Raw genomic sequence first — 23,013 nt, 5'->3', positions numbered from 1 at the left:
GGAGCGGCTCCGGTCGGCGCCCCGCACGCACCGCGAACCCGCGCTGCGTCCAGAACTCCCGGCCCCGCGCCGGATCTCCCCCGAGGACACGACCGTCATGACCCGTTCTTCTTCTTCTTCCTTCTCGCGGCTCCGCCTCGTCGGCAGCGGCGCACTCGTCGCCGCCGGATCGATCGCGCTCGCTGTCGCCGCGCCCACTGCGGCCAGCGCCCACGTGACCGCGGCGGCGAGCAGCACCGCCGCCGGCTCGTACACGGTGGTGACGTTCTCGCTGGCCCACGGCTGCGAGGGCTCGCCGACGACGGGACTCACGATCACGATGCCCGACGGCATCAACTCGGTCAGCCCGACGATCAACCCGAACTGGGACGTCGTGAAGAACGAGGTCGCAATCGCCGACCCGGTCACCGACTCCCACGGGAACACCGCGACCAAGCGGGTCTCGGACGTGGTCTACACGGCGAAGACGCCCCTCGCCGACGGCTACCGCGACACCGTCGCCCTCCAGCTTCAGCTCCCCGAGGACGCAGCCGGCTCCACGCTGGAGTTCCCCGTGCTGCAGACGTGCGAGACCGGCAGCACCGCCTGGGACCAGCCGACCGTCGACGGCCAGGACGAGCCCGAGCTGCCCGCTCCCACCGTCGCGGTGACCGCGGCGGAAGCGGGGTCCGGCCACGGGGGCGGACACGACGACGACGGCGACGGTGACGACGCGGTCGCGACCACCGCCTCGGCGACGACGGCCACGAGCGGCGACGACGTGCTCGCCCGCATCCTCGGAGTCGGCGGGCTCGTCGTCGGCGCGGTCGGCGTGGCCGTCGGGCTCGCCTCCCGCCGCCGCGGACCCCGGGCGTCGGCGTGACCCGTCGGAAGGCCCTCGTCGCCGTTACCGCGATCGGGCTGCTCGGCTCGATCGCGGTGGCGGCGCCCGCCAGCGCGCACAACTACCTCGTCTCGACGACTCCCGCTGCGGACTCGACCGTGACGGAGCAGCCGGGAACGCTGGTGCTGACGACGAACGACGACCTGCTCGTCCTCGGGACGGACGGAACGGCGGCGGCTCTGCGCGTCGTCGGGCCGGACGGGCTCTACTACGGCGACGGCTGCGTCAGCGTCGTCGGGCCGGAAGCGTCGATGCCGCTCGAGCTCGGCGCGGCGGGGGAGTACGAGGTGACCTGGCAGGTCGTGTCGACCGACGGGCACCCCGTGTCGGGCCAGTACGCGTTCGACTGGGCGCCGGCCGACGGGACCGCGCTCGCCGACGGGTCGGACTCGGTCCCGGACTGCAACGGCACCGTCGCGGTCTCAGGAGGACAGGCCGAGTCCGCCGACGAAGCGCAGGCGACGTCCGGATCGGACCCGGCACTCCTCGGGGACGTCCTGTGGATCGGCGGCGCTCTCGCCGCGGTCGCCGCCGCCATCGGAGTGACGCTCCTCGTGCTGCGACGGCGACCCCGCGACTGAGGCTCGTGAGCCTCCTGGGGTGGCGGTCGGTCAGTTCAGGAGGCTCGCGAGGGGCCCTTCACCGAGACCGGTGAGGACGGCCGCCGCGTCCTCGTAGACGGCGACGGCTCCGGCCTCGCGGAGTTCGTGCTCCGAGGTTCCGCCGGAGAGGACTCCGACCGTTGCCAGGCCCGCGCGCTCGGCGGCCAGGACGTCCCAGGTCGCGTCGCCGACCATGACGGCGCGGTCGACGGAGACACCCGCGCGGTCGAGCGCGATAGAGATCAGGTCGGGTGCTGGCTTGGCGGTCGAGACGTCTGCGCCGCTGGTGACAGCGTGGACGGAGCCGCCGAAGTCGAGGACGTGGAGAAGCACGTCGAGCTCGTTCTGCGGTGCCGATGTGGCGAGAACGACGTGGACGCCTCGACCGACGAGCGTCGCGATGAGCTCGCGAGCTCCCGGGAGTGGAACGATGCGTGCTGTCGTCTCGGCGTAGTTCTTGGTGTGCAGCGACTTCACCAGTGCGCGCTGCTCCTCCTTCACGTCGTCCTCGAGGAGCATGTCGAGCAGCTCCGACGAGTCTGCGCCGATCGCTCGTTGGATGCGCCAGGCGGGCACGACGAGGTCGGCCTGCCAGAAGGCGCGCGACCACGCCTCGACGTGGAGGAAGTTCGTGTCGGCGAGGGTCCCGTCGATGTCGAAGAGCACCGCCGAGGTCCCCGTCGTCGCGTCTTTCCTGTCCTTCGTTCCTGCCATGTCGCTGCCCCTCTTGTCGCTTCCGCGCCTATCGGCCCGTGCCGTCCACGCTACGCGGGCGCGCCGAAGCGGGCCCGCCCCTTGACCTGCCCGTCCACGCCATCCGACCTGCCCCTTGTCACGACCCGCCGGTCCCGGTCGGATCGTGTCCGCCCTCCGTCCCGTTCCCCGGCTCCCCGGGCCGGGTGACATGCTGCCGTCCCGTCGGGCTCGTCCAGCGCAGCGTGCCGTCCGGCTCCTGCCGGTGCGTCCACCCCGTGGTGTGGCGGAGCCGGTGGTGGTGTCGGCAGAGGTGCGCGAGGTTGTCGGCCGACGTGGTGCCTCCGTGCTGCCAGTCGTTCGTGTGGTCGACGTCCGCGTGGCGGGTGCTGCGGGTGCATCCCGGGAACCGGCAGGTCCCGTCGCGGTGCTGGAGGTGGCGACGCAGGTCCGCCGGCACTCGGTAGGAGTCGCGTCCGACGGAGAGGACCGCTCCGCTCTCCGGATGAGTGAGCAGCCGCGTGAACGAGGGAGCACCTGCTGTGAGACGCCGCGCGGTCTCCGGATCGACGGGTCCGTATCCGTCGAGGACGGCGGGCTGGTCGGACCGCCCGAGGAGGGTCAGCGCCGGCACGGTCACCGCGACTTCGGCGCGCACTCCCGCCGGCATCGACGTGCCGTCTCCGTCGGCCGATGTCTCCCCGTCGACCAGCAGCGCAGCGGCGATGTCTGCGCGGAGCTGGCCCAGCGTCCGCTCCTCGTCCGGCAGATCCGCGAGGGAGCGGGCGGCCCGGTCGATCCTGTCCATCGCGCCGAGCACATCGGGAGCTGCGGTGTAGAGGTGCAGGATCGCCATCCCGTCGTCGAGGCCCTCCACCCAGAGCGCGCGACGACGGGCGCAGTCCCGATGACGTTCGCTGAGCGTCTGCGGGTGCAGCCGTTCCCGGAGCGACCGGAGGGCGCGTCGCAGCTGGGGCGGCGTGCAGGCGACCGCGATCGTCGCGGCCTCCTCGTCGAAGCGCCCACGGACCTCGGCGGGGACGTCGAGCGCTCCTCGCACCACGAGTCGCGCGTGCTCGGGGGAGAGCGCTCCGTCCGCGAGTGCGCGCAACGTCGCCGGGAGGTCGTTCACCAGCAGGCGTGCCTCGTCGACCAGTGCAGAGGCGTGCGCCTCCGAGACCCGGAGTCCCGTCGCGAGCTCCGCGATCAGCGCCCGGTGCGCCGCCTCCGCCCGATCCACCTGCACCTGGACGTGCTCGCCGACGAGCGCCGCGGGTGCCGCCATCGCGAGGCGGCGTGCCTCCTCGACTGCCCGGTACCGGGATGCCTCGACGGCGGACCGCTCAGCGTGCCGTGAGCCGGCGAGCGCGAGCGCCTCCGTGAGCGCGTCGTCTACTGTCGCCGATTCCTTCATGCCCTGATCTCACCGGACGAAGTCTCGCCGTGGGCCTCGGGAGCGCCGTTTCATCGGACAGCATCGCGAAGAACCGTCTGTGGAGGAGCGTCGCCCCCCTCACACCTTCCGCGGCACCGTGAACACGGTCTCCACTCCCGCCGAGTACAGCACCGAGTCCGGCGCGCGCGTCGCCAGCCCGGGGAAGCCCGCGGCGTCGAGCAGCCCGTCGTCGAGCGCCAGCAGCTCCGCGCGGCGCAGCGGCCACGGCCGGTGCAGGTTGCGGCCGTACCAGGTGGAGCCAAGGTGGCGCTCGTGGTAGGCCCAGCGTGCGGTGAGGAACGAGGCGAGCGGGTCCTCGCCGACCGGGTCGCCCGGGCGAACGACGATCCGGGAGCGGGCGGCCGAGTCCGAGTGCCGGATCGTGTCGTAGATCACCGCGCCGTGGCGGTGCTCGATGCTCATCCGGGCCCAGCGGTAGGGGAGCCCGAACACCGCCTGCGCGGTGAGCACGGGAAGGAGGTGGGAGGCGTCGAGCGAGACGAACACGACTCCGCGTCGTCCCTGCTCGTCGACGGAGTAGAGCCGGACGTTCACCTCGGGGAAGGTGCCGAGCCAGGGCACCCGCGGGCCGCCGAGGAAGGCCGTCCGCGAGAGCCGGAACGGGATCAGGCCCACCCAGGAGGAGCCGTCGTGCTCGTCGGGCCTCGTCCCGGCCGGGAGGTGGGGCGCCACCAGGGCGGGGTCGACCCGCCAGTGCAGGAACGTCGCCTCGGTCCAGCGCTGCTTCAGGATGCGCGGTCCGCCGAGCGCGGGCGCGGAACGGGTGACGGGTTCGACGGAGCTCACGCGCCCATCGTGCTCCGGTGTGCTGCGAGCTCGCCCATGCAGGCGCGCTCAGCGGCGCGCGGCGAGGGCCTTCAGTGTCTCCAGCACCAGGGCCACCGGTGCGGAGGAGGCGGCGGAGTTCCGCACGACGGCCTCGAGGGAGCGGACAGGCCGGGGACGGACGACGGGCACGGCGCGGACGCCGTCCGGCAGGCGGTGGGCCGCGAGCTCCGGCAGGACCGTCACGCCCATGCCCGCGGCGACGAACGCGGCGGCGGTGATGTGGTCGTTGGCCTGGACGTGGAAGGGCGGCGCGAACCCGGCGGCGGCGCAGGCCTCCACGACGTTCCGGCGGCACCAGCCGGTGGGCAGGTCGTTGTCGACCCAGCGCTCGTTCGCGAGCTCGGCGAGGTCTATCTCGCTCCGTGAGGCGAGCGGATGACCGTCGGGCAGGACGACGAGGTAGGGGTCGTCGAGGAGGTGGTGCGCCGTGAATCCGGGGGCGGTCGGCTCGGAGGAGGCGACGAGGAGCTGCACGTCGGGGCGCGCTCCGAGGTCGTCGTCGAGCTCCTCTCCCAGGCGCAGATCGAGGGCGAGGCCGGGGAACGCGGCGGTCAGCCGGCGGGCGACCTCCGGCATCCAGGCGCTGCCGACGGAGGCGAAGTACGTCACCGAGAGGCGGCCGGAGCGGCCCTCGCGCAGCTCCTCCACCACGGCCTCCGCTTCGGCGAGGCGCTCGAGGACGCGGTCCGCCTGGGCGGCGAGGGCGCGTCCGGCTGGGGTCGGGCGGACGCCGCGGCCCACCCGCTCCAGCAGGGTCAGTCCGGTCTCGCGCTGCAGAGCGGAGAGGTGCTGGCTGACGGCGGAGGACGTGTAGCCGAGGCCGGAGGCAGCTCCCGCGATCGAGCCGGAGGCGACGACGGAGCGGAGGATGCGGAGCCGGTGCACGTCGAGCATGAGACGACCGTACAGTCCGGCTGAACGATCCGACAGTGAACGGAACTGGTGCTGAATCCCCGGCAGCGCCACGATGGCCTCATGACCGACGTCTCCTCCTCCGCCCCGCCCTCCACGAGGGACGCCCTCCTGCTGTGGGGCGCGATCGCGGTCACTGTCCTTCTCTGGGCGTCGGCCTTCGTCGGCATCGGCGCCACGACGGAGGACTTCGGCCCGGGCGCGCTGACCCTCGGCCGCATCGTGGTCGGGTCGCTCGCGCTCACGGTCGTCCGCGTCGTCCTCACCGCCCGGAGGCGCCGCTCGGAGGCGGCTCCGGATCCGCGCACGGCGGTCCCGCGCGGGCGCCTCCTCCTGCTCGTGCTGGGCTGGGGGGTCGCCTGGTTCGGGGTCTACAACCTGGCGTTGAACGCTGCGGAGCGGCACGTCGACGCGGGGACGGCGGCGCTGCTGGTGAACATCGCGCCGATGATCACCGCCGTGCTCGCCGGGCTGCTGCTGGGGGAGGGGTTCCCCCGCCGTCTCCTCGCCGGGATGCTCGTGGCGCTGACCGGCGTCGCGGTGATCGCGTTCTCCACCTCCACCGGGCAGTTCGACGTGATCGGCGTCGCCCTCGGCCTGGTCGCCGCCGTCGTCTACGGCAGCGCGGCGACCCTGCAGAAGCGCCTGCTGGGACGGATCGACGCACCGACGATGACCTGGCTCGGCTGCCTCGCCGGCACGGTCGCGTGCCTGCCCTTCGCCCCGGAGCTCGTCGAGGCGCTCGCCGCCGCTCCGCTCTCCTCGATCCTGGCCGTGGTCTACCTCGGGATCTTCCCGACGGCCGTCGCCTTCACGACGTGGGGGTACGTCCTCGCGCGCTCCAGCGCGGGTCGCACCGCGGCGTCCACCTACGCGGTGCCCGCGGTGGTGGTGCTGCTGTCCTGGCTCGTCCTGGGCGAGACCCCGCCGCTCGCCGCGCTGCTCGGAGGCGCGCTCGCCCTGGCCGGAGTCGCGGTGGCGACGCTGCGGAGGCGCCCGAAGGCGGTCTGACCGGCGGCGGACGCTCCTCCACAGCCGCCCGATCGCGTCGAGTCCTCGGGCGAGGCGGCTCGCGGGGATCCCGCGGGAGGGCCCGGGATATGCTGGGCGGACGTTCATCCCAGTCGGCGCCGAGCGCCAGGAACGGTGAGGATCCCGATGACCGAGGCCCTGCAGCCGCCCGTCCAGAACGCCCTCTCGCTCACGCCTCCGGAGCCGGTGGCGGCGGTGCCGACCACCTCGGCGCCGTCGATCGCGCCGAAGGTGCCCGAAGCCGCCCTGCCCGGCCTCGAGGCGAAGGTCGACGGCTACCTCGACACGCTCCTGGCGACGGAGTCCCGCAGCCCCGAGTTCGCGACGCGGGCCAACGACATCCGCACGATGGGCGACGCCGACATCCGCTCGGCCGCCGACTCGTCGAACCGGCTGCTGAGCACGCCGGTGCGCGCCCTCCAGGAGGGCGGGCTCTCCGAGGGGTCGACCATCGGGAAGACGCTGCTCGAGCTGCGCCGCACGGTGGAGGATCTGGACCCGTCCGAGGACAACCTGCAGAAGAAGATCCTGGGCTTCATCCCGTTCGGCAACAAGATCACCGACTACTTCCGCCGCTACGAGAGCGCCCAGTCGCACCTGAACGCGATCATCCAGGCCCTGTACGACGGGCAGGACGAGCTGCGGAAGGACAACGCGGCCCTGAACCTCGAGAAGCAGAACCTCTGGGAGACGATGACCCGTCTCAACGAGTACATCTACGTCGCCGAGCGGCTCGACGTGAAGCTCTCGGCGAAGATCGCCGAGCTCGACGCGACCGATCCGGAGCGGGCGAAGGCGCTGCGCGAGGACGTCCTCTTCTACGCGCGCCAGAAGCACCAGGACCTGCTGACCCAGCTGGCCGTGTCGATCCAGGGCTACCTCGCGATCGACGTCGTCATCAAGAACAACGTCGAGCTGATCAAGGGCGTCGACCGCGCGACGACCACGACCGTCTCGGCGCTGCGCACGGCGGTCATCGTGGCGCAGGCGCTCGCCAACCAGCGCCTCGTGCTCGATCAGATCACGGCGCTGAACACCACGACGTCCAACATGATCGAGGCCACCTCGCGCATGCTCGCCGACCAGTCGGCCTCGATCCAGTCGCAGGCCGCCTCGGCCACGGTCGGGCTGCCGCAGCTGCAGGCCGCGTTCGCGAACATCTACCAGACGATGGACTCGATCTCGGACTTCAAGATCAAGGCGCTCGACAGCATGGCCCAGACCGTCGGAGTCCTCCAGACCGAGACGGCGAAGGCCGGCGAGTACGTCGAGCGGGCCCGCCGCAGCAACTCGGACATCGACGCGACGTCCTCGCTCGATCTCGGCCGCTAGCCGATGGGCTGGTTCTCCCGACTGTTCACGGGTGCCCCCGCGGCGCCGGAGGAGACCGCGCCCGCTCTGCCGAGCGTCCCGACGAGCGAGGACATCCTCGCGGCGCTCGACAGGGTCGGCACGCGGACGGAGGGCCGGGTGCCCGGCATCGTCGCGGCGCGCATCCAGCGGATCGACGAGACGGTCCGCGAGATGGTGCCCCGTCTCGACCGCCTCGGCGGGATGAGCCGTCAGGGCCACACCGTCGTCGCGACCGCGACCAGCTACCTCCCCGAGGCGGTGGAGGGCTACCTCCGCCTGCCGAGGGACTTCGCCGACCGCCGCGCCGTGCACAGGGGGAAGACCTCGCTGATGATCCTCTGCGACCAGCTCGACCTCCTCGGAGGCACGCTCGACCGCATCTCGGACGCCGTCTCGCGACAGGACGCCTCGGCGCTGATCGCGCACGGGCAGTTCCTGGCCGAGAAGTTCACGGAGTCCTCGCTCTCCCCGAGCGGTCTCGACGCGCCTCCGCAGCCGGGAGCGCCGTCCGGATCCGGCTCGCTGACCCCGCCGAGCGCCTCGTGACCGCGCTCGCCCCGGCGCTGGACGCCCTCGTGCTCGCGGGGACGGCCGCCGGCCTCGACGCCGCGGCCGTCCGCGACGAGGGTGCGCGGCTGGCCGCCGCCGTCGCCGAGTCGATCCGCGGCGCCGGGCAGGACTGGCTCGCCGCGACCGGCGCGACGGGCGGTCTGGAGGCGTTCTTCACCGCCGCCTCGAGCGGCCGGCGCTGGCGGTCGGGGCCGACCGATCAGCTGGCCGCCCTGGTCGGCGCGGGCTCGCACCACGCCTCGGCCTACGCCCGCGCCCTGACCGAGGTCGTCTCGGCGGCCAGCGCTCTCGGCGACCCGGGCATCGGCGGCATCGCCTCCGCCTCCGCGACCGCCGCGGCCCAGCTCTCCGCCGTCCCGGGTGCTCGGGGCGCCGCTCCGACGACGAGCGGGGGAGCGCCGCACACGACCGGCCGGACGCCGGACGGTGCCGCGAGCGCCGACCTGCCGACCGGTCTGCCCGCCGGCGTGCCCGGGGTCGACGAGATCCTCGAGCGCCTCCGCCGGACCGAGCACGACGGTCCGCAGGACGAGCCGGCGCCCGCCGCCGCTCCCGCCGCGGAGCCCGCCTCCGAGCCGGAGCCGCTCGACCCGCCGGAGTCCATCGACGACCTGCTCGCCGAGCTCGACGCGCTGATCGGCCTCGACCGGGTGAAGAGCGAGATCAAGCGGCAGACGCAGCTGCTCCGGATCGACACCCTGCGCCAGGCCGCCGGACTCAGCACGCCCACGCTCACCCGCCACCTCGTCTTCACGGGGAACCCCGGCACGGGCAAGACGACGGTGGCGCGGCTGGTCTCGCGGATCTACCGCTCGCTCGGCATCCTCTCGAAGGGCGTGCTCGTCGAGGTCGACCGATCGGAGCTGGTGGCCGGCTACCTCGGGCAGACCGCGACGAAGACCGCGGAGGTGATCGCCTCCGCGCGCGGCGGCGTCCTCTTCATCGACGAGGCCTACGCGCTCGCGCTCGACCAGTACGGCGCGGAGGCGGTCACCACCCTCGTGAAGGACATGGAGGACCACCGCGGCGACCTCGTCGTGATCGTCGCCGGCTACTCCGGGCCGATGCAGGGCTTCCTCGACACGAACCCGGGTCTCGCCAGCCGCTTCTCGACCACGATCGACTTCGCCGACTACTCCGACGACGAGCTCTCGGCGATCTTCGGCCGCCTCGCCGCCTCCGCGGACTTCGAGCCGACGGAGGAGGCGCTCGCCGCGTTCGCGGGCCTCGCCTCGGCGCAGCAGCGGACGGAGGCGTTCGGCAACGGGCGCTGGGTCCGCAACGTCCTCGACGCGGCGATCGCCCGGCACGCCTGGCGCCTCCGCGACGTGGAGGAGCCGACGCTCGACGAGCTGCGCATCCTGCTCCCCGAGGACGTGGTGGAGAGCCCCGAAGCCTCGAGCAGCCCGGACGGAGCCGGCGACGACGACGAGGGCGCGGTCGACGGCTCTGAGGAGGCCTTTGGGCAGGCGGACGCCGCCCCGAGCGGCACGGCCGTCCCCGTCACCGACGACCCCGAGGAGGAGAGCCGTTGAGCACCGCACCCGCCGCGCCGCCCGCGCAGAGGATCCCCGAGCCGCCCCTCGTCCAGGTCGCCAACCGGCCGGCGCAGCGGAAGCCGTCGCTGCTGGCCCGCGCGACCGCGACCACTCCGGCCACCCTGCGCCTCCTGCTCGCCCTGACGGCGCTGGCCGCCGTGCTGTTCGGCGTGTTCGCGCAGCAGGCCGGAGCGATGCAGGCGCGCGCCGCGACGACGGCCCGGGAGCAGTCGGCGCAGCTCCTCGGCGTGCAGAACGTCCGCACGCTGCTGGTGGACGCCAACGCGATCGCGGCCAACACCTTCCTCGTCGGCGGACTGGAGCCGACCGAGCTGCGGGCGTCGTACGTCTCGAGCCTCACCGGCGCCGCCTCCGCGATCGCCGGGCTCTCGGCCGCCGACTCGGCGGACACCCGGGCCCTCGCCCGGGTCGCCAGCAGCATCACGACCTACAGCGGGCTGATCGAGCAGGCGCGGGCCAACAACCGGCAGGGCTTCCCCGTCGCCTCGGCGTATCTCGACCAGGCGTCGACGGCCCTCTCGGGAGACGGCGGCATCCTCGAGGACCTCGACGGGCTCGTCGACTCCGGCGCCGACCGGGTCGCGGCCGCCTACGACGCCGTCCGCTGGAGCGTCCTGCTCATGATCGGCTCGCTCGTGATGCTGGTCCTCCTCCTGGCGGCGCAGCTCTGGCTCGCCCGCCGTACGCACCGCTACCTCAACCGCCCGCTCGCCACGGGGACCGCCCTCCTGCTGGTCGTCGGCGTCGGCGGGGCGCTCGCCTACGGATCGGTCGCGGCGGACGCGGGGACGGCGCGGGTCGAGTCCTACCGCGAGGCGCTCACCGTGTCGAACGCGCTCATCGCCGCGAGCGACGCCAAGTCGCTCGAGAGCTTCACGCTGATCAAGCGCGGCTCCGGCGCCGCCCTCGAGGAGCGCTACACCCAGGCCGTCGACTCCGCCCGGGAGAAGCTCTCGGGCGACCTGCAGGACGAGCTGGCGAGGACGCGGCTCGTCGACGAGTTCGGGCAGTGGCAGTCGTTCCACGAGGAGATCCGGGAGGCGGACGACGCCGGGAACTGGGACCAGGCCGTCCGCGTCGCCACGATCACCGGGAACGGCACGCCGAACGAGCTCTTCACCACCTTCTCCGACGACGCCCGCGACGTGGTGCAGGAGAAGGCACTGGCCGCCGCCACCACGCTCGATCGAGGCGCGGAGTTCGCGACCCTCGTCTCGTGGATCCTGCTGGCGGCCGGTCTCGCCGGAGCCGTGTTCGCCTGGCGCGGCATCGCCCAGCGACTGGAGGAGTACCGATGAACCGCCTGCGCGCCGCCGCCCTCGCCCTGGCCACCGCCGCGGCTCTCGCCCTCACCGGCTGCACGACGGGGGCGGACGACCTCGGCACGCCCCTCGCCGCGGCGACCCCGACTCCGACGGCGAGCGCGTCCGCTCCCGCCGCTCCTGCCGCGGCGGACTGCTCGCCCTCGGCGGTCACCTCCTACGCGCCGACCGGCGTGACCGACAGCACCAGGCTCGCGGAGATCCGCGGGCGCGGGACCCTGCGCGTCGGCGTCTCGGCCGACACCCTCCTGATGAGCGCCCGCAACCCGATCACGGGGGCGATCGAGGGCTTCGACGTCGACATCGCCCGCGAGGTCGCCCGGGCGATCCTCGGCAGCGACTCCATCGACTACGTCGTGATCACCTCCGCTCAGCGCCTCCCCGCGCTCACCGGCGGCGACGGCGCCCCGCAGGTCGACATGGTGGCTCGCACCCTCACGATGACCTGCGATCGCTGGAGCTCGATCGCCTTCTCGTCCGAGTACTACGACGCCGGCCTCAAGGTGCTCGTCTCCGACGACCCCGACGGCGTCCCGATCACGGGCATCGGCGACCTCGACGGCGAGAGGGTCTGCGCGCCCAGCGGCACCACGACGCTCAGCCGCCTGCAGAACGACTACCCGGAGGTCGAGGCCGTCGAGGCCGCCACGCACTCGCAGTGCCTCGCCCTCTTCCAGGCAGGAGAGGTCGACGCCATCGCGGGCGACGACACGATCCTCGCGGGCTTCGTGGCGCAGGACCCTTACGCGAAGGTCGTCGGCGACGCCCTGAGCTCGGAGCCCTACGGCCTCGGCCTGCCCGCCGACGACCCCGACTTCGTGCGCTTCGTCAACGCCTCGCTCGAGAGCATCCGCAGCGACGGCCGCTGGCAGAGCATCTACGAGCGCTGGCTCGGGGTCCTCGGCGAGGCCTCGCCGCCGGCCCCGGTGTACGGCCGATGAGCACCGGTCTCGCGGAGGGGACCCCCGTCGCTCCGGGCCGGCTGGGGGAGGCCGCGCCGCAGCGCGAGCTCTTCGAGTACCTCGCCGCTCTCACCCGCTGGCTCCAGCGGACCACGCGCGAGCTCTCGCGGCTGGACGCCGCCGCGCTGGCGTCGCCGCAGGCCGAGAACTACACGGCCGACGTGGTGCTCGCCCAGTCGCTCCGCGAGTCCGTCACCCGGCGCCTCGCCGAGCTCGAGGCGGTCTGGGACTCCGGCCGCGTCGACGTCGTGGCGCGCGAGCGGATGTCGCAGCTGATCTGGGGCCGTCTCGACGCCTCCGGGAGCGGCGCGGTCTCGCTGGTGGAGGCGGTGCGCCTCTGCGACGCGGTCGTCGGCCAGCTGCGCTCCCGGCTCGAGCTCGACCCCAGCGGCACCGACGTCGCCGGGCGGATCGTGGGGGTGCGCGCCGAGATCGAGCGCTGCCGCGACCTCACCCGTGACGGCGGCGGCACGGTCGACCGCGAGCGGGCGGAGCGGGTCGCCGTGCTGCGCTCCCGCCTCGACGCGCTCGCCGAGCGGGCGGGTCGGGGAGCCGACGTGTCGGGGCCGCTCGGCCAGCTCGAGAGCGACTCCGCCCGGCTCGAGCGCGACCTGATCATCGCCGCGTCCGAGCGGCGCGGACTCGAGCGCGACCGCCGTCGGGCGCGCGAGCTGGCGGAGGCGGCCGAGCGCCGCGAGGCGCCGCTGCGCGAGCTCGTGGCCCGCTGCCGCCGCGAGATCGCCGACCCGCCGCGGCTGGCCGTGCCCGACGTCTCCCGGCTGGGCGATCCTCCGTCCGACCGCGAGGCGCTCGACGCGCACCTCGCCCGGCTCACCGCCGTCGGCCGCGCGTTCGACGCGGTCGAGGCCGCCTACACCTCGCCGCTGCGCGAACGGGCCGCCCTCGGCTTCCGCCTCCGGGCGCTTCGGGAGCGTGCCGAGGGCAACGGCCGCGCTGCCACCGCCGTCGGCGTCGCGGCCGAGGAGGAGGTGCGCGCAGCCCTCGACACGGTGCCGTGCTCCGTCCCGCTCGCCCGCCACCTGGTCGAGCAGTACGACGTCGTCACCCGCGACCTCCCGCACCCCGACCCCGCGCACCACCGGAAGGCCACCCCATGAACGGCGCCCCCTGCACCGCGACTCCCGGCTGCACCGGGACGATCGAGGACGGCTACTGCAACGTCTGCGGCCTCCCGCCCGAGGAGGGCGCCGCCGCCTCCACGCCGACCGCGCGCCGCGCCGCTCCGGCCTCCCCGCCGGCCACCGCCTCCGCCGCCTTCGGCACCGGCTTCGTCGAGGGCACCCCCGGCGCCACGGCACCCGGGCCCGCGGAGGAGTCGGCCACCGCGCGCAGCACGCGCACCTCCTCCGCCCGCCTCGCCACCGCCGCCCTCGGCTCCGCCCGCACGGCGCAGACCGGCTCGAAGGTCACCCGCCGCGTCGGCACCACCTCGACCCGACTGCGCGGCCCGAGGCTCGGCGCCGGGCTCACCACCGTCCCGTCCCGCCCGGCCGCCGACCCGATGGCCGCTCTGATGACCGAGGCGGTCCTCCCCGAGCGCAAGCGCTTCTGCTCGCACTGCGGCACCGCCGTCGGCCGCGGGCGCGACGGTCGGCCCGGCCGCACCGAGGGGTTCTGCCCCAACTGCCGCACGCCGTTCTCGTTCACACCGCAGCTGGTGAAGGGCGACGTGGTCGGCGGCCAGTACGAGGTCGTCGGCTGCCTGGCCTACGGCGGCCTCGGCTGGATCTACCTCGCGCGCGACCGGAACGTCTCGGGGCGCTGGGTGGTGCTCAAGGGCCTGCTCAACTCCGGCGACCCCGATGCGTACGCGGCGGCCGTCACCGAGCGCCGATTCCTGGCCGAGGTCGAGCACCCGCTGATCGTCGAGATCTACAACTTCGTCCTGCACGACGGCGCCGGCTACATCGTGATGGAGTACGTCGGCGGGCCGAGCCTCAAGCAGATCCTGAAGGAGCGGCTGGACGCCAACGGCGGCGCCGCGGATCCGCTGCCGGTGGACCAGGCGCTCGCCTTCGTGCTCGAGGTCATGCCCGCCTTCGCCTACCTGCACGACCACGGCCTGCTCTACTGCGACTTCAAGCCGGACAACATGATCCAGGTGGGCGACCAGGTCAAGCTGATCGACCTCGGCGGAGTGCGCCGGATCGACGACGAGGACTCCGCCATCTACGGCACCGTCGGCTACCAGGCTCCGGAGGTCGCCGACCTCGGTCCCTCGGTCGCCTCCGACGTCTACACGATCGGCCGAACGCTGGCCTCGCTGGTGCTCGACTTCCGCGGCAACCAGACGACCTTCGTCGCCTCGCTGCCGCCCGTGTCGGAGACGCCGCTGTTCCAGCGCTACGACTCCTTCTACCGCCTGATCGCGAAGGCATGCGCTCCCGACCCGCAGGACCGCTTCGCCACGGTGGACGAGATGCGCGGCCAGCTGCTCGGAGTGCTGCGCGAGGTCGTCGCGACCGACCGCGGTCCCGGACACCCCGCGCTGCACTCGACGGAGTCGGCCCTGTTCGAGGCGCCCGTGGCCGACGTGGTCGACCGCGTCCCGCCGTGGGACGCGCTGCCGGCGCTCCGCCGCGACGAGTCCGATCCCGCCCGGTCGTGGCTCGCGGGCGTGAACGTCGCCGACCCGATCGTGCGCCTGCGCGCTCTCGCGCTCGCGCCCACCGTGACGGTCGAGGTGCGGCTCGCCCGCGCCCGGGCGGCGATCGAGGCGCAGCGCTGGGAGGAGGCGGCCCGCGCGACGGGCGAGATCCTCACGGAGGACCCGTGGGAGTGGCGGGCGGTCTGGATGAGCGGTCTCGCGCAGCTCGCGCGCGGCGACGACATCGGGGCCCGCGCCTCCTTCAACACCGTCTACGGGCAGGTCCCCGGCGAGCTCGCCCCGAAGCTCGCGCTCGCCGCGGCGTGCGAGGCGAGCGGTGAGCCCGAGGTCGCCGAGTCCCTCTACGTGATCTGCGCCCGCGCCGACGCGAACTACACGGCACCCGCCGCCTTCGGTCTCGCGCGGGTGCGGCAGCTGCGCTCCGACCTCGACGGGGCGCTCGACGCGCTCGACATCGTCGCGCCCACGCGCTCCTCCTACTCCGACGCGCGCCGCCGCCGGGCGGAGCTGCTGGCGGAGTCGGGCCGCGGGCTGCCCGCGCTCTCGGCCGCCCTCGCGAGCGTCGACTCCGTGTCGATCGACCAGCGGACCCGCCTCGAGCTCACGACCCAGGTCCTCGCCTCCGCCCTCGAGCTGGTGCGGCGCGACGGCCCGGCCGAGGGAGCGACCCTCGGTGGAGTCGAGGCGAACGAGGCCGCCATCCGCGACGGCCTCGAGGCCTCCTACCGCGCGCTCGCCGCCTCCACTCGCGAGCGCGACGAGCGCCTGCGCCTCGTCGACCGGGCCAACGAGGTCCGACGCTGGACGCTGACATGAGCGGCGCGCTGTCGACTCCCTGTCCGAACTGCGGCGAGCCGGTCACGACCGGCGACGCGTTCTGCGAGGCCTGCGGGACGCCGCTGATCGTCGCGGCCGCCCCCTCCGCTCCGCCCGTCGCCGTCGGAGGATCCGCCGCCTGCGTCTACTGCGGGGGAGCGGTCGCCGAGGACGGCTACTGCGAGCAGTGCGGACGCCCCGCTCCGACCGAGCGCGAGCACTGGGCCGAAGCGCCGCACCCGCTGGTCGGCGGCGTCTGCGACCGCGGGCTCCGGCACCCGGCCAACGAGGACGCGATGGCGCTCGGGGCGACCACCGGCGCCGACGGCTCTCTGAGGACGGCGCTGCTCGTGGTCTGCGACGGGGTCTCCTCGACGCCCGACTCCGACAAGGCGTCGCTCGCCGCGGCCCGCGCGGCACTCAGCGCGCTGCAGGCCGAGGTCGGCGGCGAGAGCGCGGGAGCGGACCGCTGGCGCGCTCTGCTGCAGATGGCCACCGCGCGCGCCTCCGGAGCGATCGACGCGGCCGTTCCCGAGAAGCGGTCGAATCCGCCCTCGTGCACCTTCACCGCGGCGGTGCTGGACGGCGCGCTGCTCGTCACGGGCAACGTGGGCGACAGCCGCAGCTACTGGATGCCGGACGCGGGCGAGCCGCGGCAGCTCACGGTCGACGATTCGTGGGCGCAGGAGCAGATCGCCTCGGGAGTGCCGCGGGAGCAGGCCGAGACGGCGCCCGACGCTCACGCCATCACCCGCTGGCTCGGCGCCGACGCGCACGACGAGGAGCCGCGGGTCGCCTCCGAGGAGCTGACCGAGCCGGGCTGGGTTCTGGTCTGCTCCGACGGGCTGTGGAACTACGCGTCCGCCGCCGAGGACCTGGCGCGCGTGCTGCGCGAGTCGCAGGAGCGGGTGGGCGCGGATCCGGTCACGCTCGCGGAGGCGCTGGTCGCCTGGGCGAACGAGCGCGGCGGGCACGACAACATCACGGCGGCGCTGGCGCGGTTCGACCCGGCGGGTGCGGCGGAGGCAGCGGCTGAAGCGTCCGCTGCCGAGGTGCACGGTGAGGAGATCGGCACAGCCGAGCAGGATGCTGCCGACTCCGGTGCCGATCCCGATGGTGCGGAGCCGGACACCGCGGAGCCGGACGCTGCCGGCGCCGGCGCCGCCGACCTCGGCGCTGCGGGCCCGAGCGCGGCCGACCCCGCCGCCTCGAGCCCCGACGCGGCCACCCCTTCGCCCGACGCCGACGCCTCCCGTCCCACCGACTGAGCGCGCCGATCCGTCCAGACCACCCCTCCACCGCTGGACGGATCGGCACCCCCGCGGCCGTGGTCACGCCCCTACAGTCGTCGCCATGAGCATCGCCGAGCCCGCCACCGCCCTGTCCGTCGTCGGCCACTGGATCGACGGGGCTCCCTCGGCCTCCTCGTCCGGCCGCACCGCTCCCGTCTACGACCCGGCGCTGGGAGTCGCGACCAAGGAGGTCGCGCTCGCCGACTCCGCCGAGGTGGACGCCGCCGTCGCCTCCGCGAAGGCCGCCTTCCCCGCCTGGCGCGACACGTCGCTCGCGAAGCGGCAGCAGATCGTCTTCCGCTTCCGCGAGCTCCTCGAGGCGAAGAAGCAGGAGCTCGCCGAGCTGATCACGTCGGAGCACGGCAAGGTCGTCTCGGACGCGCTGGGCGAGATCACCCGCGGGCAGGAGGTCGTGGAGTTCGCGACGGGGCTCGCGCACCACCTCAAGGGCGAATACTCGGAGCAGGTCTCCACCGGCGTCGACGTCTACTCGACCAAGCAGCCGCTCGGCGTGGTCGGGATCATCTCCCCCTTCAACTTCCCTGCGATGGTGCCGATGTGGTTCTTCCCCATCGCCATCGCCGCCGGCAACACCGTCGTGGTGAAGCCCTCCGAGAAGGACCCGTCCCCGGCGATCTGGCTCGGCGCCCTCTGGAAGGAGGCCGGCCTCCCCGACGGCGTCTACACGGTGCTCAACGGCGACAAGCAGGCCGTCGACGGGCTGCTCGAGCACCCCGACGTCCGCTCGATCTCGTTCGTCGGCTCGACCCCGATCGCGCAGTACGTCTACGAGACGGGCACCCGCCACGGCAAGCGCGTCCAGGCCCTCGGTGGGGCGAAGAACCACATGCTGGCGCTCCCCGACGCGGACCTCGACCTCGTCGCCGACTCCGCCATCAACGCCGGCTTCGGCTCGGCGGGCGAGCGGTGCATGGCGATCTCGGTCGTCGTCGCGGTGGAGCCCGTCGCCGACGAGCTCATCACCAGGATCCAGGAGCGGGCCGCGACCCTGCGCATCGGCGACGGACGCCGCGGCTGCGACATGGGCCCGCTGATCACCGAGGCGCACCGCGACAAGGTCGCCTCCTACATCGCGATCGCGGAGGAGGACGGCGCGGAGGTCGTCATCGACGGGCGCGGGATCGAGGTGGACGGCGACGCGAACGGCTTCTGGCTCGGCCCGACCCTGCTCGACAAGGTCCCCACCACCTCCCGCGCCTACACGGAGGAGATATTCGGCCCGGTGCTCTCCATCGTCCGCGTCGCCTCCTACGAGGAGGGCGTCGCACTCATCAACAACGGCGCCTTCGGCAACGGCACGGCCATCTTCACCAACGACGGAGGAGCGGCCCGCCGCTTCCAGAACGAGGTCGAGGTCGGCATGATCGGCATCAACGTCCCCATCCCCGTCCCCGTCGCCACGTTCTCCTTCGGCGGCTGGAAGGCGTCCCTCTTCGGCGACACCAAGGCCCACGGAGCAGAAGGCGTCCGCTTCTTCACCCAGCAGAAGGCCATCACCAGCCGCTGGCTCGACCCCTCCCACGGCGGCATCAACCTCGGGTTCCCGCAGCATTCCTAGGCTCTCTCCTCCTTCGTCGTCGATCGCCCGCAGTCGGCTCGGGAGGGTGGTCGGGTATTGCAGAGCGTCGTGCGTTCCGCGCACGTCGATCCGCTGGGACGCGGATCGCCGGTTGCGCTCCGCGGCGCTCGTGAGGCTCTCTCCTCCTGGCGTCGTCGATCGCCCGCAGTCGCGGCGCTGGTGAGCGTCTCTCCTCCTTCGTCGTCGATCGCCCGCAGTCGGCTGGGGAGGGTGGTTCCGTTCTCGAGGGCGTCGTGCGTTCCGCGCACGTCGATCCGCGTGGGAGCGGATCGTCGTGCGCGGTACGCGACCCGCTCTTCCCAGCGCGACCACCCTCCCCGGCCGACCGCGGCCGATCGACGACGGAGGAGGAGATCGGCTATGAGTGCAGCCGCAGCGCCGTCCAGAGCTCGGTGCGGGCGGAGACGTCGTCGAGGTCGAGGCCGAGGGCGCGCTCGACGGCGGTGATGCGGTTGCGGAGGGTGTGACGGTGCACGCCGAGGTCGCGGGCGGCGGGCTCCCAGGCGCCGTTGCGGCGGAGCCAGACGCGGGCGCTCTCGAGCAGCACGGCTCCCTCCGGGGTCAGCAGCGGTGCGAGCATCCGGCGGGCGAGCGGTGCGGCTCCGGCGGCGGCGAGGAGCCCGATCATCCCCTCTGCGGCGACGTCCTCGAAGCGGACCACCGTCCCGTCTCCCGTCCGCTCGGCGGCGCGCCGCGCCTCCTCGAGGCCCCGGTCCAGGTCCGACCATCCGATCGGGGCGGAGGCGCCGGCGCTCGCGCCGTGCCGCTCCAGCACGGCGGTCAGCGGCCCGAGTCCGTCGGCGGCGGCCACGGCGACGAGCGAGCCGTCCCTCTCGGCGAAGAACATGCGCGCGCCGTCCTCCTCCGCCACGACCTCCAGCTCGTCGAGGAGCGAGTCGCCGTGCACGGGCGCGCTCAGCACGACCACCCGCACCGGCTCGGCGGGCAGCGGGCTCCCCAGGCGCCGTGCGGTGCTCTCGGCGACGTCGAAGGCTCCCGCGGCCAGCAGCTCGAGCAGTCCGGAGCGCAGCTGCCGGCGGGAGGAGTCCAGCGCGCGCCGCTGCTCCAGCGCGATGCTCGCCAGGGCGATGACGCTCGCGACGAGGTCGCTGCCCGCCGGGTCCAGCGGCGTGCCCGTGCCCACGGCGAGCACCCCGCGCAGGTGGTCGCGGCGCCCGATCGTCTGCAGCGTCACACCGCCGCCGTCGTCGAGCCGGAGTCCCGCTCGGCTGCCGCGGGTCAGGGCGTGCCTCGCGGCCGCGGCGACCGCCTCCTCCGCCGGCACGTCGAGCCGGGTGGGCAGGTGCACCCTCTGCCCGGCCGCGTCGTAGAGGGCGACCCAGCAGTCCAGCTGCCGCTCCAGCTCGGTGAGGATCGCCGCGAGCCCGTCCGGCCGCAGCGCCGCGCGGGCGACCCGCCGCTGCGCCTCGAGCGACCATTCCAGCCGCTCGCGCTGCTCCCGCGAGATCACGTCGGCGACGAACCGGATGATCCCCATGAACGGAGTCAGGTCCGCCACCTCCAGCAGCGGCAGGCCCTGGCGCTCGCACGCCGTGACGAGAGCGGCGGGCACCTCGTCGTGCACGATGCGGGTGGCGAAGCCGAGCGCGCGGATGCCGCGGCCGCGCAGCCGGGCGACGTACTCCTCCGAGAACTCGGCGCTGTCGTGCCCGGTGAAATGGACGCCGTCGGTCAGCAGCAGCTGGCCCGACTCGAGCCAGGGCGTCGGATCGACGAGGTCCGAGGAGTGCGCCCACACCAGAGGGGCGTCGAGGTCGGCCTCGTCGTGGACGCCGGCGAGCACGCGGAGGCGGAAGGCCGGTTCGGCCAGCAGATCGCGGACGGTCGCGGGCATGCGCGGCTCCCTTCGACGTTCCGTCCATTGTAGGGTCCGCGGATCGACGGATCCGCACGCCCACTTCCGAGGTGCGCGCGGCACGATGGGGAGCATGACGTCCTCGACCGCCCCCACCGTCCGCGACAACGCCTCGGTCACCGCCGCCGACCGGTCCCGCGTGTTCCACTCCTGGTCGGCGCAGGGCGCGCTGAACCCGCTGCCGATCGCAGGCGGTCTCGGCGCCGAGGTCTGGGACGTCGACGGCACCCGCTACCTCGACTTCTCGAGCCAGCTCGTGAACGTCACCATCGGCTACCAGCACCCGAAGGTCGTCGCCGCCATCCAGGAGCAGGCGGGCGTCCTCACCACCGTCGGCCCCGCCTACGCGAACGAGACCCGCGCCGAGGCGGCCCGCCTGATCACCGAGCGGGCGCCCGAGGGCATGGAGAAGGTCTTCTTCACCAACGGCGGCGCGGACGCGAACGAGAACGCGATCCGCATGGCGCGGCTGTTCACCGGCCGCGACAAGGTCGTCTCGCTGTACCGCTCGTACCACGGCAACACGGGAGCGGCGATCGTCTCGACCGGCGACTGGCGCCGCATCCCGAACGAGTACTCCCGCGGGCACGTGCACGCCTTCGGGCCCTACCTGTACCGCAGCGAGTTCTGGGCCGAGAGCCTCGAGCAGGAGTGCGAGCGCGCCCTCCACCACCTCGAGCGCGTCGTGCAGGCGGAGGGGCCGGAGTCGATCGCCGCGTTCCTCCTCGAGACCATCCCCGGCACCGCCGGCGTGCTCACCCCGCCGCCCGGCTACCTCGCGGGTGTCCGCGAGATCGCCGACCGGTACGGCATCCAGCTGATCCTCGACGAGGTCATGGCGGGCTTCGGCCGCACGGGGGAGTGGTTCGCCTTCGACGCCTTCGACGTGCGCCCCGATCTGATCACCTTCGCGAAGGGCGTCAACTCCGGCTACGTCCCGATCGGCGGCGTCGTCATCTCGGATCCGATCGCCCACCACTTCGACGAGCGCGTCTTCCCCGGCGGTCTCACCTACTCGGGCCACCCGCTCGCCGCGGCCAGCGTCGTCGCGACGCTCGAGGCGATGGAGGAGGAGGGGATCGTCGACAACGCGCGCACCATCGGCTCGGAGCACCTGGCCCCCGGCCTGGCGGCGCTCGAGGCGAAGCACGACCTGATCGGCGAGGTCCGGGGCTCCGGAGTGTTCTGGGCCCTGGAGCTGGTCACCGACCGGGCCGCGCGCACCCCGCTGCCGGCGGCCTCCGTCGCCCGCCTCAAGACCGACCTGCTGTCTCACGGTCTCCTGCCCTTCACCGCCGACAACCGGATCCACGTGGTCCCGCCGGCCGTCATCACCCCCGCTGAGGTCGCCCGCGGCCTCGGCATCCTCGACGACGCCCTCACCGCCTTCAGCGGCTGACCGCACTCCGTTCCGCAGGCGGCGGCGTCCTCGCGAGGCGTGTCCGGGGATCCGCGTTCCAGCGGATCCCCGTCGCCGTGCGCATCCCGCTCATCGAGACCCGGCCCCGCGCCCGGGCCGACTGCGGGACGCCGCGAATGCAGCGGCGCCGTCGCGAGGCGTGTCCGGGGATCCGCGTTCCAGCGGATCCGCGTCGCCGTGCGCGTCCCGCTCCTCGGGACCCGGCCGCGCGCTGGAGCCGACTGCGGGACGCCGCGCGGGGGGCGGCGTCCTCGCGAGGCGTATCCGGGGATCCGCGTTCCAGCGGATCCGCGTCGCCGTGCGCGTCCCGTTCCTCGGGACCCGGCCCCGCGCTGGAGCCGACTGCGGGACGCCGCGCGGGGAGCGGCGTCCTAACCAGCACTGTGCAAGGCGAACGCCGTCACGAACCCGAGCACCGCGTACAGCCCGGTGAGCACGTCGTCGCGGTCGAACGCCTCGGGGATCATCGTGTTCGAGATCATGGCGAGGATCGCGCCGGCGGCGACGGTCGTCACGAAGGCCACGACCGCGCCCGGTGCGGTGGCGAAGACCAGGAAGCCGACCAGCGCCGCGGCGGCCGAGATCGCGGCGATCCCGCCCCAGACGGTGACGACGTAGCGGGCGGAGCGGCCGTCGGCTTTCATGCCGACCGTCGAGGACAGGCCCTCGGGGAGGTTCGAGATCGCGACCGCGGCGACGATGGGCACGCTGATCGCCGCTCCCGCTCCGCCCTGGGCGACCGAGAGGCCGAGCACGATCGATTCGGGGACCCCGTCGATCAGGGCGCCGGCCGCGATGGCCGCGCCTCCTCCTCCGCCCGACCCCTTCGCGCTCTTGCGGTTCCCCGCGCCGGCGCGGGTGAGCAGCGCGTCCGCGCCGACGAAGACGACGGCTCCCGCGAGCGTGCCGAGGATCGTCGGGAGCAGTCCTCCGTCGTCCGCCGCTTCCTGCACGAGCTCGTAGGCGAGCGCCGAGATCAGCACCCCTGCTCCGAACGCCGAGATCGCGGCGGTGAGCTTCGGGGGCACGCGCACGAACCAGGCGAGCGCGGCGCCGATCAGGAGGGTGGCGCCGCCGATGGCGCCGCTGGCGAGGGCGAGGGTCCAGGGAGGCACGGCTCCACCCTGGCACCGGCGGCGTCCGGTCGCGGCGGGCTTGACGGGGGCGCTCCGGCGGCGCTCGACCCGCCTCCGCCCGCCCCGACAGCT

The 23,013-nt window shown here is 73.8% G+C and carries 19 protein-coding genes; 13 read left to right on the top strand and 6 right to left on the bottom strand.

What is annotated here, in order from left to right:
• Window positions 1–97 precede the first annotated feature (97 nt).
• Both C5C56_RS04270 and C5C56_RS04265 read left to right on the top strand, forming a co-directional pair.
• On the top strand, window positions 98–862 hold the full coding sequence (locus C5C56_RS04270) for a YcnI family protein (protein ID WP_104283176.1): 765 nt from the start codon (window positions 98–100) through the stop codon (window positions 860–862).
• On the top strand, window positions 859–1,464 hold the full coding sequence (locus C5C56_RS04265; RefSeq protein ID WP_104223827.1) for a copper resistance CopC family protein: 606 nt from the start codon (window positions 859–861) through the stop codon (window positions 1,462–1,464). Before C5C56_RS04270 ends, C5C56_RS04265 begins: the two co-directional genes overlap by 4 nt.
• Before the next feature lie 30 nt (window positions 1,465–1,494).
• On the opposite strand, the gene C5C56_RS04260 is transcribed toward C5C56_RS04265, so the two are convergent.
• The 4 genes from C5C56_RS04260 to C5C56_RS04245 all read right to left on the bottom strand — a co-directional run bounded on the left by C5C56_RS04260 (window position 1,495) and on the right by C5C56_RS04245 (window position 5,356).
• Window positions 1,495–2,199, bottom strand: coding sequence for an HAD family hydrolase (locus tag C5C56_RS04260; RefSeq protein WP_104319152.1), 705 nt, complete (start codon window positions 2,197–2,199; stop codon window positions 1,495–1,497).
• Between the two features lie 118 nt (window positions 2,200–2,317).
• Window positions 2,318–3,592: an HNH endonuclease signature motif containing protein gene (locus C5C56_RS04255; RefSeq protein ID WP_104319151.1), complete on the bottom strand. Its 1,275-nt coding sequence runs from the start codon at window positions 3,590–3,592 to the stop codon at window positions 2,318–2,320.
• A gap of 99 nt (window positions 3,593–3,691) precedes the next feature.
• The gene (locus C5C56_RS04250; RefSeq protein ID WP_104237664.1) at window positions 3,692–4,420 is read right to left on the bottom strand and encodes a YqjF family protein; all 729 of its coding nucleotides are present in this window, start codon (window positions 4,418–4,420) and stop codon (window positions 3,692–3,694) included.
• A 48-nt stretch (window positions 4,421–4,468) separates the two neighbouring features.
• Entirely contained in the window at window positions 4,469–5,356 is an 888-nt protein-coding gene (locus tag C5C56_RS04245) for a LysR family transcriptional regulator (RefSeq protein WP_104269369.1), read from the bottom strand.
• An 81-nt stretch (window positions 5,357–5,437) separates the two neighbouring features.
• On the opposite strand from C5C56_RS04245, the gene C5C56_RS04240 reads away from it, so the two are divergent.
• The 10 genes from C5C56_RS04240 (at window position 5,438) to C5C56_RS04195 (ending at window position 18,488) form a co-directional block, all read left to right on the top strand.
• A complete protein-coding gene (locus tag C5C56_RS04240) occupies window positions 5,438–6,385 on the top strand; it encodes a DMT family transporter (protein ID WP_104319150.1) in 948 nt (315 codons plus the stop codon).
• A gap of 147 nt (window positions 6,386–6,532) precedes the next feature.
• A complete protein-coding gene (locus C5C56_RS04235) occupies window positions 6,533–7,738 on the top strand; it encodes a toxic anion resistance protein (protein WP_104223833.1) in 1,206 nt (401 codons plus the stop codon).
• A 3-nt stretch (window positions 7,739–7,741) separates the two neighbouring features.
• Window positions 7,742–8,305 (top strand): hypothetical protein, encoded by a 564-nt coding sequence (locus tag C5C56_RS04230; RefSeq protein ID WP_104223834.1) that lies wholly within the window; start codon window positions 7,742–7,744, stop codon window positions 8,303–8,305.
• A complete protein-coding gene (locus C5C56_RS04225; protein ID WP_258065570.1) occupies window positions 8,302–9,864 on the top strand; it encodes an AAA family ATPase in 1,563 nt (520 codons plus the stop codon). The genes C5C56_RS04230 and C5C56_RS04225 overlap by 4 nt, the downstream gene beginning before the upstream one ends.
• A complete protein-coding gene (locus C5C56_RS04220) occupies window positions 9,861–11,186 on the top strand; it encodes a hypothetical protein (protein ID WP_104273647.1) in 1,326 nt (441 codons plus the stop codon). The genes C5C56_RS04225 and C5C56_RS04220 overlap by 4 nt, the downstream gene beginning before the upstream one ends.
• Window positions 11,183–12,151, top strand: coding sequence for a glutamate ABC transporter substrate-binding protein (locus C5C56_RS04215; protein ID WP_104233136.1), 969 nt, complete (start codon window positions 11,183–11,185; stop codon window positions 12,149–12,151). The genes C5C56_RS04220 and C5C56_RS04215 overlap by 4 nt, the downstream gene beginning before the upstream one ends.
• Window positions 12,148–13,290, top strand: a complete 1,143-nt coding sequence (locus C5C56_RS04210) for a hypothetical protein (RefSeq protein ID WP_104226189.1) — start codon at window positions 12,148–12,150, stop codon at window positions 13,288–13,290. The genes C5C56_RS04215 and C5C56_RS04210 overlap by 4 nt, the downstream gene beginning before the upstream one ends.
• Entirely contained in the window at window positions 13,287–15,617 is a 2,331-nt protein-coding gene (locus tag C5C56_RS04205; RefSeq protein ID WP_104223838.1) for a serine/threonine-protein kinase, read from the top strand. Before C5C56_RS04210 ends, C5C56_RS04205 begins: the two co-directional genes overlap by 4 nt.
• The gene (locus C5C56_RS04200; protein ID WP_104288692.1) at window positions 15,614–16,885 is read left to right on the top strand and encodes a PP2C family serine/threonine-protein phosphatase; all 1,272 of its coding nucleotides are present in this window, start codon (window positions 15,614–15,616) and stop codon (window positions 16,883–16,885) included. Before C5C56_RS04205 ends, C5C56_RS04200 begins: the two co-directional genes overlap by 4 nt.
• Window positions 16,886–16,970: 85 nt before the next feature.
• Window positions 16,971–18,488, top strand: a complete 1,518-nt coding sequence (locus tag C5C56_RS04195) for a CoA-acylating methylmalonate-semialdehyde dehydrogenase (RefSeq protein ID WP_104319149.1) — start codon at window positions 16,971–16,973, stop codon at window positions 18,486–18,488.
• Window positions 18,489–18,867: 379 nt separating this feature from the next.
• Here the strand turns inward: C5C56_RS04195 and C5C56_RS04190 are convergent, their stop codons facing one another.
• A complete protein-coding gene (locus C5C56_RS04190) occupies window positions 18,868–20,364 on the bottom strand; it encodes a PucR family transcriptional regulator (RefSeq protein ID WP_181137554.1) in 1,497 nt (498 codons plus the stop codon).
• Window positions 20,365–20,458: 94 nt separating this feature from the next.
• On the opposite strand from C5C56_RS04190, the gene C5C56_RS04185 reads away from it, so the two are divergent.
• Window positions 20,459–21,784 carry an aspartate aminotransferase family protein gene (locus tag C5C56_RS04185; RefSeq protein ID WP_104319147.1) on the top strand — a complete coding sequence of 442 codons (1,326 nt, stop codon included), beginning with the start codon at window positions 20,459–20,461 and terminating at the stop codon, window positions 21,782–21,784.
• Between the two features lie 392 nt (window positions 21,785–22,176).
• Here C5C56_RS04185 and C5C56_RS04180 read toward each other — a convergent pair whose 3' ends face one another.
• A complete protein-coding gene (locus C5C56_RS04180) occupies window positions 22,177–22,920 on the bottom strand; it encodes a ZIP family metal transporter (RefSeq protein ID WP_104319146.1) in 744 nt (247 codons plus the stop codon).
• Window positions 22,921–23,013 lie beyond the last annotated feature (93 nt).

It is taken from the genome of Rathayibacter sp. AY1D1 (genome assembly GCF_002932635.1).
GTDB lineage: Bacteria > Actinomycetota > Actinomycetes > Actinomycetales > Microbacteriaceae > Rathayibacter.
Note: the sequence above shows the minus strand (reverse complement) of the source record. Positions and strands in the feature narration are given on the sequence as shown.

Excerpts from the sequence above, each read along its gene's own strand:
- C5C56_RS04270 (WP_104283176.1), top strand. The coding sequence starts at position 98 with ATGACCCGTTCTTCTTCTTCTTCCTTCTCGCGGCTCCGCCTCGTCGGC.
- C5C56_RS04260 (WP_104319152.1), bottom strand. The coding sequence starts at position 2,199 with ATGGCAGGAACGAAGGACAGGAAAGACGCGACGACGGGGACCTCGGCG.
- C5C56_RS04255 (WP_104319151.1), bottom strand. The coding sequence starts at position 3,592 with ATGAAGGAATCGGCGACAGTAGACGACGCGCTCACGGAGGCGCTCGCG.
- C5C56_RS04245 (WP_104269369.1), bottom strand. The coding sequence starts at position 5,356 with ATGCTCGACGTGCACCGGCTCCGCATCCTCCGCTCCGTCGTCGCCTCC.
- C5C56_RS04240 (WP_104319150.1), top strand. The coding sequence starts at position 5,438 with ATGACCGACGTCTCCTCCTCCGCCCCGCCCTCCACGAGGGACGCCCTC.
- C5C56_RS04235 (WP_104223833.1), top strand. The coding sequence starts at position 6,533 with ATGACCGAGGCCCTGCAGCCGCCCGTCCAGAACGCCCTCTCGCTCACG.
- C5C56_RS04230 (WP_104223834.1), top strand. The coding sequence starts at position 7,742 with ATGGGCTGGTTCTCCCGACTGTTCACGGGTGCCCCCGCGGCGCCGGAG.
- C5C56_RS04215 (WP_104233136.1), top strand. The coding sequence starts at position 11,183 with ATGAACCGCCTGCGCGCCGCCGCCCTCGCCCTGGCCACCGCCGCGGCT.
- C5C56_RS04210 (WP_104226189.1), top strand. The coding sequence starts at position 12,148 with ATGAGCACCGGTCTCGCGGAGGGGACCCCCGTCGCTCCGGGCCGGCTG.
- C5C56_RS04205 (WP_104223838.1), top strand. The coding sequence starts at position 13,287 with ATGAACGGCGCCCCCTGCACCGCGACTCCCGGCTGCACCGGGACGATC.
- C5C56_RS04200 (WP_104288692.1), top strand. The coding sequence starts at position 15,614 with ATGAGCGGCGCGCTGTCGACTCCCTGTCCGAACTGCGGCGAGCCGGTC.
- C5C56_RS04195 (WP_104319149.1), top strand. The coding sequence starts at position 16,971 with ATGAGCATCGCCGAGCCCGCCACCGCCCTGTCCGTCGTCGGCCACTGG.
- C5C56_RS04190 (WP_181137554.1), bottom strand. The coding sequence starts at position 20,364 with ATGCCCGCGACCGTCCGCGATCTGCTGGCCGAACCGGCCTTCCGCCTC.
- C5C56_RS04185 (WP_104319147.1), top strand. The coding sequence starts at position 20,459 with ATGACGTCCTCGACCGCCCCCACCGTCCGCGACAACGCCTCGGTCACC.